Annotated in this window: 10 protein-coding genes; 6 read left to right on the top strand and 4 right to left on the bottom strand. The window is 35.6% G+C overall.

The features are described from left to right. Positions 1-308: 308 nt before the first annotated feature. Positions 309-686 carry a FixH family protein gene (locus GCA01S_RS11145; protein ID WP_042410023.1) on the top strand — a complete coding sequence of 126 codons (378 nt, stop codon included), beginning with the start codon at positions 309-311 and terminating at the stop codon, positions 684-686. Positions 687-993: 307 nt separating this feature from the next. Beyond that, positions 994-1,560, top strand: a complete 567-nt coding sequence (locus tag GCA01S_RS11140; protein ID WP_033015904.1) for an SCO family protein — start codon at positions 994-996, stop codon at positions 1,558-1,560. A gap of 731 nt (positions 1,561-2,291) precedes the next feature. Here GCA01S_RS11140 and GCA01S_RS11135 read toward each other — a convergent pair. The 3 genes from GCA01S_RS11135 to GCA01S_RS11125 all read right to left on the bottom strand — a co-directional run bounded on the left by GCA01S_RS11135 (position 2,292) and on the right by GCA01S_RS11125 (position 5,568). Further along, positions 2,292-4,391: a heavy metal translocating P-type ATPase gene (locus GCA01S_RS11135; protein WP_042410014.1), complete on the bottom strand. Its 2,100-nt coding sequence runs from the start codon at positions 4,389-4,391 to the stop codon at positions 2,292-2,294. 18 nt (positions 4,392-4,409) lie between these two features. Further along, positions 4,410-4,736, bottom strand: a complete 327-nt coding sequence (locus tag GCA01S_RS11130) for an ArsR/SmtB family transcription factor (RefSeq protein WP_042410013.1) — start codon at positions 4,734-4,736, stop codon at positions 4,410-4,412. Positions 4,737-4,827: 91 nt separating this feature from the next. Beyond that, complete coding sequence (locus GCA01S_RS11125; RefSeq protein WP_161939236.1) at positions 4,828-5,568, bottom strand: ZIP family metal transporter; 741 nt, start codon at positions 5,566-5,568, stop codon at positions 4,828-4,830. Positions 5,569-5,902: 334 nt separating this feature from the next. Between GCA01S_RS11125 and GCA01S_RS11120 the strand changes: the two genes are divergently transcribed. Beyond that, positions 5,903-6,394, top strand: coding sequence for a PCYCGC motif-containing (lipo)protein (locus GCA01S_RS11120; RefSeq protein ID WP_042410008.1), 492 nt, complete (start codon positions 5,903-5,905; stop codon positions 6,392-6,394). Positions 6,395-6,848: 454 nt separating this feature from the next. Here GCA01S_RS11120 and GCA01S_RS11115 read toward each other — a convergent pair whose 3' ends face one another. Then, positions 6,849-8,132 carry a cell wall-binding repeat-containing protein gene (locus GCA01S_RS11115; RefSeq protein WP_071997952.1) on the bottom strand — a complete coding sequence of 428 codons (1,284 nt, stop codon included), beginning with the start codon at positions 8,130-8,132 and terminating at the stop codon, positions 6,849-6,851. A gap of 195 nt (positions 8,133-8,327) precedes the next feature. Here GCA01S_RS11115 and GCA01S_RS11110 point away from each other — a divergent pair, with 195 nt between their 5' ends. From GCA01S_RS11110 to GCA01S_RS11100, 3 genes are read left to right on the top strand one after another with little or no spacing between them, the layout of a single operon-like run. Beyond that, positions 8,328-8,945 (top strand): class I SAM-dependent methyltransferase, encoded by a 618-nt coding sequence (locus GCA01S_RS11110; protein WP_042410005.1) that lies wholly within the window; start codon positions 8,328-8,330, stop codon positions 8,943-8,945. A gap of 10 nt (positions 8,946-8,955) precedes the next feature. After that, on the top strand, positions 8,956-9,519 hold the full coding sequence (locus GCA01S_RS11105; protein WP_052510037.1) for a copper resistance CopC family protein: 564 nt from the start codon (positions 8,956-8,958) through the stop codon (positions 9,517-9,519). Positions 9,520-9,522: 3 nt separating this feature from the next. Further along, on the top strand, positions 9,523-10,602 hold the full coding sequence (locus GCA01S_RS11100; protein WP_033016621.1) for a copper resistance D family protein: 1,080 nt from the start codon (positions 9,523-9,525) through the stop codon (positions 10,600-10,602). The last annotated feature ends 53 nt before the right edge of the window (positions 10,603-10,655 follow it).

The following is a 10,655-nucleotide window of genomic DNA, read 5'->3' as shown; positions in this document are numbered from 1 at the left end:
TTTTTACATATTCTTCTTCTGAATTTATTTTATTATTCAATAGGTTTCTCTCTTTCCAAATGTATTCATTAAACGATAGCAACCAATCATTCACATATTCGCCATTTTGCAGCCTTTATATTTTACATACCAATCAGTGATGTTTTAAATATGAATATATATTCATTTAATAATATTGTATTGTGCATGGAAATTTCTTTATTGTTGGTTTTTAGCCACATTTCATAACAGAACAAAGCCTTTTTATGAAGTAAAATGATATAAGATATTACTAACCTTACTTAGGGAGGTTTTTGATAGTGTTAAAAATGAAAAAGTTATTCGCGTTGGCTTTAATAAGCCTTTTTGTACTTGGTGGGTGTAGCCAGGAAAAAGAAGCCCCAGAATTGATTGAAGTAAAATTTAAAACAATTCCAGAGAATATAAAGGTCAATAAAGAGGTGGAATTAGTCGCCACTGTTACTCAAGGAACCGAAAAAGTAGAAGATGCTGATGAAGTAACATTTGAAATTTGGAAGGAAGGACAAACGAAAGACCAACATAAAAAAATTGAAGCCAAACACACTAAAAATGGTGAATACAAGGTTACTTATGTCTTTAAAGAAACAGGAAAGTACTATGTCATTTCACACACAACAGCTAGAGGAATGCATAATATGCCTAAAAACGAAGTAATTGTAAAGTGAAAAAAACTCCTTAAAGAAACTTCAGCTTATCGATTTTATGGACAAGCTAAAGTTTCTCACGGACGGTGAAATATTTAACGAATCAGTTTGCAGAGGAACTCGCCAAGCAAACCGTACGGGCGATGGCGATTGCCCATGCTATGCGCAGGCATGAGCGAAATGACTGAAACAGGTGCTCATAGAAGCGACGGGATGTTCGCATATCGATATTGCCAGGACGACGCCAATTATTTCGATTTATACCGGAGACGTAGCGCTCAGGATCATGTATGATACGGACGAAGAGAGAGGATAGGTGAAGGTAAAGATGAAACGAATGTTGCTTATTCTTTCCATCGTGTTGCTAGCTGCGTGCGGAAAAACGATTCCGGACGCCAAAAATTGGCCGGTAGATGATTTTACGTTTACCGACCAACATGGAAAGAGGTTTGGGTTGCGTAATTTAAAGGGAAAAGTATGGGTAGCTGATTTTATTTTTACAAGCTGTGAAACCGTCTGTCCGCCGATGACAGCGAATATGGCGAAGCTGAAAAAAATGGCGGCCAAGAAAGGGCTTAAGGTCGAATTTGTCTCATTTAGCGTCGATCCGGAAGTAGATACGCCGGAAAAGCTCGAGGCCTATGCCAAAAAATTTACAACAGATTTGTCAAATTGGCATTTGTTGACGGGATATAGCCAAGAAGAAATCGAGCAACTGGCGCAAAAAAGCTTTAAAACGATCGTGAAAAAACCGGAAAACGACGATCAAGTCATTCACGGAACAAGCTTTTATTTGGTCGGTCCAGACGGCAAAATCGTCCAGACATATAACGGAGTGCAGGATGTTCCGTACGAAACGATTTTAGAGCACATTAAAATTTTGCAATCATCCTAGGCGCAAAAATGGCGGCGCATTTTTACCTTTTCGTGGTGCTCCCAGTATGGGCGTCATCTATAAAAATCCTAGGCGGGGATTAGCGAGCGTCTACGGCTAACCAAAGGCAAGGTGTCTATCACGAGGTAGAATCTGGAGAAATCTGGAGGCAAACGCTGGTCTAGATTACACGAACCAAATTGCCCGATGAGACTGCTAGACAAGGTAAAGTCCAAAGCCGCCAAGGGCTATTTCAATAAACTTGGGTGGGCATATGAACGGAAAGATGACGCTTTTACCCAAAAAGCATGGCGGAAGACACGCACTCCTCATTTATACAGAACAAAGTCCTCGGAATTGCGTATTGGCAATCCCGAGGACTCAAGAGCATTATGCAGAAATATGTTGAACTTCATCAAGATTAGTGAACCACTTAGTTCAGGACCGCGTGCTAGGTGGTGGAGAAGACAAGGGAGAGTCGCCCCGCTCCCCTCTTACTTAATTTCGTAAGAACCATATGACTTTTATAACAGAACACATTTAAGATTTCTTGCCATGCTCGCTCTCGATAATACCTTCTCTACTTGAATGCCTTTCTTTCTAAAATGTTCAATAATCTGTTCTATACTCTTTTTCATTTTCGATTCCGTTTTTTCTGGTTTCATCCGTTTTCCCACCAACGGTTAATCTTTAGCAATTTTATTTTATGCGTGTATCAAATACATCGAAAACTTAGATGTATATTTCTTTATCTAATTTATTACATTATGTTCTTTATTCTCCCACAAAATCGTTAAGCTAATTAAAGTAACTAAAATAGTGGCACCCATATCCGATAAAATAGCAATCCAGAGTGTAAGCAAGCCCGGAATAGTCAGTAATAGAGCTAATAATTTAAGACCTAATGCAAGGGAAATATTTAGTTTGATAATACGATTTACTTTTTTAGCAGTTCTTATAGCGCTCGGTAGTTTTCCAAGATGGTCTTGCATTAAAACGATGTCTGCCGTTTCAATTGCGCTGTCAGTACCTTTTCCCATTGCAATACCCAAATCAGCTGTTGCTAAAGCAGGTGCATCATTGATACCGTCACCAATCATCGCCACTTTGCCTTTTAACGCTAATTCTTTTACCTTTTCCACTTTATCTTCTGGTAACAGATTGGCGTAATACTCTGTTACTCCCACTTTTCGTGCCACTTTCTCTGCTGTTTTTTGATGGTCACCCGTCAACATCACTGTATGTTGAATACCCGCTTGATGGAGCGCCTTAATTAAGCTTTTACTTTCTTCTCTAATTTCATCAGAAATTCCGACTAGCCCCATCACTTGACGTTCATCAGCAAGTAACACTAACGTCAAGCCTTCTTCTTTCATTTTCTCAATATCGGCTTTTACTTTCTCCGTTATTTGTAAATGCGAAATACTTTTCTCGTTCCCCACCCAATATCGTTTGCCTTGAATAAGCGCGATGATCCCTTGTCCAGAAACCGTTTCGATTTCCTCCGGATCATGTAAAGCGACTTCTGTCTCAACCACTTTTTTCATAATTGCCTTGGCCAACGGGTGGGATGAATTTTTCTCAATTGAACCGATAATCCGATAAAACTCATCTTGATCATCTATATAAACCGTTACTTTTTCAACATGTGGCTCTCCTTTTGTAAGAGTTCCCGTTTTATCGAAGGCAATCGTATTAATTTTTCCTAACTGCTCAAGAAACACTCCCCCTTTCACAAGAATCCCGTTACGGGCATTTCTTGTAATCCCAGAAACAATCGCAATCGGTGAAGATAAAATTAATGCACACGGACACCCGACAATCAAAACGGCTAAACCTTGATAAAACCATTTGTTCCACTCGGCACCAAAAAATAGTGGAGGTACCACCATAACTAAAACAGCAACAATCATGATTAGAGGAGTATAATATTTGGCAAAACGATTGATAAACAATTCTGTTGGCGTTTTTGTTTCCTGTGCTTCCTCGACTAAGTGTAAAATTTTGGCTAATGATGAATCCTCATATGATTTTGTAATCTCAATTTTCAAAATCCCTTCGTTATTAATACTTCCGCCAAATACCGTTTCTCCGCTTTCCTTTTCAACAGGTAATGACTCCCCCGTAATGGCGGCCTCATTCACGGAGCTTTTACCTTCCATAACTACTCCATCCGAAGGAATTTTTTCTCCGGGTTTTACTAAAACAATATCTCCTACTTGAAGGGACTCAATAGGAACCACTTTCTCTATGCCATCCTTCAATACTGTCGCTTGCTTTGGAGCCACTTCCAACAATTTTTCCATCGACTTTCTGGCCTTTTCCATTCCAATGCCTTCAAGATATTCATTTAATCCAAAAAGAATGGCAACAACCGTTGCTTCCTTCCACTCTCCTATGGAGATGGCCCCAATTAATGCCACGGTCATCAACGTATCAATGTTGAATTTCAGTTTAACTAAGTTTTTTAAACCTTTCAAAAACGTCTGATATCCACTAATAACCATGGCAATTAAGTACAAACCGATCACCAGAAAACTGTTTGTCTGCTTCTCAAGGAAAAACGCTATGAAATATAAAGCAGTCGAAACAATAAGTAAAAACTTTAAATTGACTCCTTGATGATGTGAATGCTCATGTTCGTGATGATGAGCTTGAGTTTTTTCAATAAATGCTCCGTCTTCTGATAAAATTTTTTCGACTTGTTTTAAATCAACTTTTTCATCAATTTTTAGTTTTCCTGTATTATAATTTAGTGTTGCTGATTCCCCATGTTCTAAACTCCGAATTTTCTTCTCGATTTCGGCGGCGCAATGAGCACATGACAAACCTTTTATTCGATATTCCTCCATGATAAAATCCCTGCCTTTTTAATGATGTCTCGCGTGATCAATTGTTTGTTTCAGGATGTTCATGACATGTTTATCGTCATGAGAATAATACAGCGTCGTTCCTGCGCGTCGGTATTTAACAAGGCGCAAATTTTTTAGAAAGCGCAATTGATGTGACACAGCTGATTGTCCTAACGACAATTTTTCAGCAATTTCGTTCACTGAATACTCCTTTTGTGATAGTAAATATAAGATTCTAATTCTCGTCGGGTCACTTAATGCTTTAAACGTTTGTGAAACAATAAATAAGGTTTCCTCGTCTAAATCCTTATCAACAGATGGTGTAGTATGTTTAGATTCTTCCATAAAATATTCCTCCTATATTGAATATATGAACACATTTTCATATATGCTACAAAAAAAGTATCATAATACTCTATACACTGTCAAACAATATTTAATGAATAAGTAATAAAAACATATAAACAAACAATAAACCAAGTAATACATACAACCCAAACTCATGAAATTTCATTTTTCTTTTGGCTTTCCATAAGATTTCATGGAACGTTACGAATGATAAAGTGCCAATTGCTCCTCCGAACAAGAGAGTATTGAGTTTGTAAGAATTGTCTCCAATTAGAAATCCGATAAAAATGCTTGCGCCAAGAACAACAGCCAAAAAAACAGCACTAATTACAAACAATACGGATGGGGATTCTACAAATGCCATTGACCCCATTAAGGCCATTCCTTCAGGAATATGATGTAGAATCAATGCGGCTAACAGTGGAGAAAGAGAAAATGCATCGGTTTTCATTGTGGTCCCTAACGCCAAACCAGTTGGCAAGTTATGAATGCCAATTGCAACAAGCAAAAGTACAAAAGAACGTATATACTCTAGGCTTCCATTAGCCACATTTAAATTTTTATGTAATAATTTCTCAGCTATACTCATCGATAAAATACCTGCTAATATCCCTAAGACAATTCCCATCCAGCTATTCTGAGTAAAACTTTCTGGAAGCAATTCGAATAGAATCAATCCGAGCAACAGACCGCCGCAGAAAACGAAAGTCCGCTCTATTTTCATTCCTAAAATAAAACGGAATAAAAAGCTGAAAATCCCCCCCAAGGTAATTCCTAAAAACATAAAAATAGTAATGATGGGAACCATTAATATTTCTCTTTCTCCCATGATGTCACCATCCATTTTGTCCATAATTCATTTTTATCTATCCTATGCATGAATGAAACAAAACATGTCTTATCAACATAAAAACACACTTTTCTTTCTGTCTTTCCGCAATAAAATGATTCGAGGTTATAACGGAAAAATTAGATCGTTATCTTTTACATCAAAATTTTTACTTCTTCCGCCTCCCTAGTATCTCATATTCCGTTTAACCACTATGTATTGTGTTGTTTTCAAACTGAAAAGCTTTTCTATGTGTTAAGAAAACGTGTATAATAGAGACGTATCTTTTATGAATATATGTTCATTTATTAATCTAGTGTCAGGAGGATATAAAATGGTAAATTACAAAAAATTTTTCCCTATTACATTATTAAGTGCGTTCTTAATTGTTGGTTGCTCTAATTCGCTACAAGAATCAGGAAACAACAAAAAAGAACATCAACAAACAGAAAGCAGAGATATTGTAGAAGAAACAAAAAGTGTCGAGGTTCTACCAAGTTTCTTGAACGATAAACCGAAGGAAATGAAAAACTTATACGCTAGCGTAGCGAAAAACAGAGAATTGCTTGAAAATATTCCGTGTTATTGCGGCTGCGGTAAATCTTCTGGTCATAAAAATAATTATGACTGCTTTGTATATAAAAATCATAAAGACGGAGCAATTGTGTGGGACGATCATGCTACAAAATGTGGAGTTTGCCTAGAAATTGCGGCCACTTCCATTCAAGATTATAAAGCAGGAAAATCAATAAAAGAGATTCGAAAAAAAATTGATGAAGCATATAAAAATGGGTATGCCGAACCGACTCCAACGCCAAACCTGTAATATCTTAATAACGTTGAAGTTTTAAAAGTCCCTGTACTGACTCTTAGATGGAGTACTCTTCAAACTTGTAAGAGTACTCCTAATCTTTTTTATAAAAAACAGCAAGCATGAATCGATAATAAGCAAAAGGAGTTAATTTTATTTTTTTGACATTAGACGCAAGAAAAATTTAATGGAAAGCATACGCTTCAACACCCGCAAAAATAAAATGAGGGCATAGACGATCTGATTCACTCCTTTTGAATAATGCCTCTTGCAACATACCAAGAACTCTTTATAAAAATAAAATTTCATAAATATAATAAATTTTTAATGAAAGATATTTTTACCTAAAAATTACTCGAATCAATAAAGTTAGTTAATATGGGACGGGAGAAAAAGCTTTAGTTTGAACTAACAAAAAACCGTACAGATGCGTTTCTGTACGGTTAATGAAAAATTCTCCAATTTTTTCTTAATGACTTCCATGCCCTTCTCCACTCTCTGGAACAATTTCAAGCTTTTCATCAATAACCCCTTGCGTTTGATACGAAATCAGTTTTTCTGTTCCGGATAAATAAGCATGATTATACGGTCCTACAGTTGGATCGTTTTCAAACGTTGGTTTTAAGGTAGCCATAAACTCATAAACTTCTGGGGTAAGTTCGCCATTCTCAAGCCAAATAAGTGGCGCATGTTTTCCTAAATGCGAAAAAGGCGCTGCTGCTAATGCCATTTCAGGAGATTTGGTCGAAACAAATGATAAACCGTGTCCCGGATTGTTTAATCCCCAACCAAATCCTGTTTTCTTATCTTTAAAAGTCGCAAATGCAACAGACTGTTGAGTTGGAGTATCTCCTGAAATTCGTGTAACCTTTCCAAATTCTTTTAACTTCTCTTCGACTTCCTTTGATATTATGGACTGAGGACCTAAAATGTAGATATTCGCTTTTCCTTTTCTTTTTTTCAATGCTTCTTCTGTTTGTTTCGGAATTTTATTTTGACTAACGTATAAAATCGGTTCTTCCATATGAGCAATCCAATTGGCCGCAGGAATCGTATAAAGTTTTGCTTTTTCCTCAAAAGAACCAATGATGACACTCTCTGGTAGTTTACCTGCTACTTCAGCATACAATTGATCAATTTTTTGTGCTAATGCTGCATAATCGGTTTCATTAATTTGTTGAACTTTATAACGTTTTAGTTTATCCAACTCTTGTTTCGGCAAGTTACCGATAACAAAAATTTGTGTACCGTCTTTAATCCCAAGTGGATTTAAACGTTGAATTTCATTCAACACTTGATTTGGAATTGTATTGTTTTTTGTAAATAAAATAGGTCCGTTATTTGGATGATGAATAAGATCAGCTGCAGCCAATGTTGCTTGCCAATTTTCAAGGGGAGCTAGGATAATCCCATTTGGTTGATTTTCTTTATGAGTAGCCGGCCATACCGTTTGTGATACTAATACCGAAAGTTCAACTGGATCATCAGTATTTAATCGAGTAACGTTTTTTGTTGACAATGTAAGAAGATTTTTACTCGCTTCTTCATTATATACACTCGGTTCTTGAACAACTATAGCTGTGTTTTCCTTGTCATTGCTTGCTCCATTCGATTGACTACTTCTATGCTGACTATGCTCCATTGATTGCTCTGCTTTTTTTGAGTCATTTCCATTTTGTGCGCTACAACCTGCCGCAATAATAGTAGACGCAAAAAGTGCAATTAACATTTTGAGAATTTTTTTTGTGTTCATCTATCCATATTACCCTCCTTGATTTCTATTATGTTCAGTGATTAAACTGTTAAAAAATACTTGTTTAAAGACTCTTAAGCTTTTTTCAACATACCGTATATTTCTACTTTTTTTATATTATCTTGAATTTGTGCAGAATTTATGGATTTTATTTTAATCAATGCTCAAATGCCATGTAAAAAGGAGAAAAAGAAAATGAATAACAAATGGAATCGGATTATTTATAAATGTTGGGCTCCTTTTTATGATTTATTTTTTAATAGAGGTGTGTTTTATTCAGCGCGAAAACAGATATTTCATGAATTTCCTTTTGGAGATGGCGAGAATGTTCTATTTGTTGGAGTAGGAACGGGTGCTGATTTGGCCTTTTGTCCATTAGAAAAAATAAATGTAGTTGCTATTGATTATTCTAAAGAAATGCTGGAAAAAGCAAAAAATAAGTATCAGAATGAAAATATAAAATTCATTCAAATGGATGCTCAATCTCTAACATTTCCAAACAATTCATTTGATGTAGTAGTAGCAAGTTTAGTCATAAGCGTAGTCCCTTCCCCCGAAAAAGTGATGTCAGAAATCGTGCGTGTAACGAAGAAAGGTGGACGTATTATTATATTTGATAAATTTGCACCTAAACATAGAGAACTGTCATTCGGAAAAAAAGTAATTCGTCCCATCATCAAGCTGTTGGGTACTGACATAGGTATTTCATTTGAAAAGGTTTACAAAAAGTTCAAACATGAATGTTACTTAGTTGAAGATAAAGATGTTATGATGAAAGGTATGTACCGAAAAATCATATTAAAAAAGAACTAGGTGATTAAAAATGATAAAAAAAATAATTCTAATGATGTTTCTTACCTTTTTATGTATTCCATCCATCGGACATGCTCATAGTTACTTATCGTCTTCTAATCCTAAAGCAAAAGAAACAGTAACTCAACCACTAGAAACAATTACTCTTACATTTGAGACAAAAATAGAGAAACTAAGCACAATGCATCTTCTCAACAATGGAAATGAAATTCCATTGAACAATATCACGGTGAAAGACAATCAACTTATCGGTACTATTTCAACCCCACTTGAGAACGGTTCATATACGATTGTATGGAAAATTGTTGGAGAAGACGGTCATCCAATCACTGGCGAAATTCCGTTTAATGTAAAAGTAGCACAAAATAAGACAAAAACGCCAACCCAGTCAACGACCTCTACAACGAAACAAGACAGCATTGAAAAAGATACGAAACTAGAAAAAAGTCAGAAAACAGAAGAAGATAGTCAAGCAAAAAATACATCTTCCAGCACATTGATCAGAATTTTAACAGTTAGCTTAGGTATTATTCTTATCGTTGGTTTGATATCAATCTTGAAAAAGAAGGGATAAGCATTGCCATTCATTGTTTCACTTAGCGAATTTTTTAACTATATTTTCTATTCTTTACTTGCTGGTCATGTTGCATTATCTTTCGTACCTGATGAAAAAAAACCAAAAATCATTATTCCAAAACCAATGCTCCTTTTATCTATATTAGGCATCATCGTCTCATCCTTTGGTCCAGTTTTACAAGTCATTTTTTATTTTTCTGATGGTAGTGACTATTTTAATCAGAAATCATGGTCAATCTTAACTGACTTTCAAGTTGGAAAAGCGTGGATTTTCATTGGTTGGGTGGCAACCTTCTTGTGGATGACCGTGTATGTGGAAGGTTCGAAATATTTACAAGCCTTTTGGTTATTATTGATGATTTTAGCAGTTGGTTACGCTAGCCATGTTGCATCATTATCATTTTGGACTGGGCTGCTTTCTCACAGTATTCACTTTTTAGCAGTAGCATTATGGACTGGAATTCTCATTCATGTTGCATGGTTTTCAAAAAACCTTCATAACTGGATGACCTTTTTAAAATGGTTTACACCATTTGCTATTGGTTGTATGGTAATCATATTAACAAGTGGCTTTTCTGTGATGCTCTTTGTAGTAGATATAAGTGATTATATCAATTCATGGGTTCTGCCTTATGGTCAAATGTTATTATTAAAGCATATCAGTATCATACCTTTACTTGCATTTGCACTAATCAATGGAATTCTTTTAAGGAGATTGTCAGCGCAGCCTAATCTTAATATTCGAGCTTGGTTGAAAGCTGAAACCATCATTATTACTGTCATATTCTTTTTCACAAGTATACTTGGCACCTTATCTCCCCCACACGATATAGATTTTACAGTTAAATCTGAGGGAGCATCTAAGTGGCTTGAATACTTAATCGGCAAAACGATTATAACTCCCGTTAATCTAAAACCAATGTTTTCTGTTGAAGGATTTTTCTTAATACTCTTTAGTTTTATATTTTTAATTATGATCTTTTTGAGCTTTTACAAAAAGATGAAGCCATATTTTGCAGTAGTTTGTGGATTGTTATTTATAGTTTGTACTTATTTTGGTCTAATGGTGAGTATAAAATAATTGGTTAACATAAAGAGTTTGTCTTGGCGCATTTTTAGGCCGTTGCATTTTAA

The organism is Parageobacillus caldoxylosilyticus NBRC 107762 (assembly GCF_000632715.1).
Lineage (GTDB): Bacteria > Bacillota > Bacilli > Bacillales > Anoxybacillaceae > Saccharococcus > Saccharococcus caldoxylosilyticus.
This window is presented reverse-complemented; position numbering and strand designations above follow the sequence as displayed.

What these genes read in the sequence shown, in the direction of transcription:
- GCA01S_RS11120 (WP_042410008.1), top strand. Translation starts at nt 5,903, where the DNA reads ATGGTAAATTACAAAAAATTTTTCCCTATTACATTATTAAGTGCGTTC.
- GCA01S_RS11125 (WP_161939236.1), bottom strand. Translation starts at nt 5,568, where the DNA reads ATGGGAGAAAGAGAAATATTAATGGTTCCCATCATTACTATTTTTATG.
- GCA01S_RS11130 (WP_042410013.1), bottom strand. Translation starts at nt 4,736, where the DNA reads ATGGAAGAATCTAAACATACTACACCATCTGTTGATAAGGATTTAGAC.
- GCA01S_RS11135 (WP_042410014.1), bottom strand. Translation starts at nt 4,391, where the DNA reads ATGGAGGAATATCGAATAAAAGGTTTGTCATGTGCTCATTGCGCCGCC.
- GCA01S_RS11145 (WP_042410023.1), top strand. Translation starts at nt 309, where the DNA reads ATGAAAAAGTTATTCGCGTTGGCTTTAATAAGCCTTTTTGTACTTGGT.
- GCA01S_RS11110 (WP_042410005.1), top strand. Translation starts at nt 8,328, where the DNA reads ATGAATAACAAATGGAATCGGATTATTTATAAATGTTGGGCTCCTTTT.
- GCA01S_RS11105 (WP_052510037.1), top strand. Translation starts at nt 8,956, where the DNA reads ATGATAAAAAAAATAATTCTAATGATGTTTCTTACCTTTTTATGTATT.
- GCA01S_RS11115 (WP_071997952.1), bottom strand. Translation starts at nt 8,132, where the DNA reads ATGAACACAAAAAAAATTCTCAAAATGTTAATTGCACTTTTTGCGTCT.
- GCA01S_RS11140 (WP_033015904.1), top strand. Translation starts at nt 994, where the DNA reads ATGAAACGAATGTTGCTTATTCTTTCCATCGTGTTGCTAGCTGCGTGC.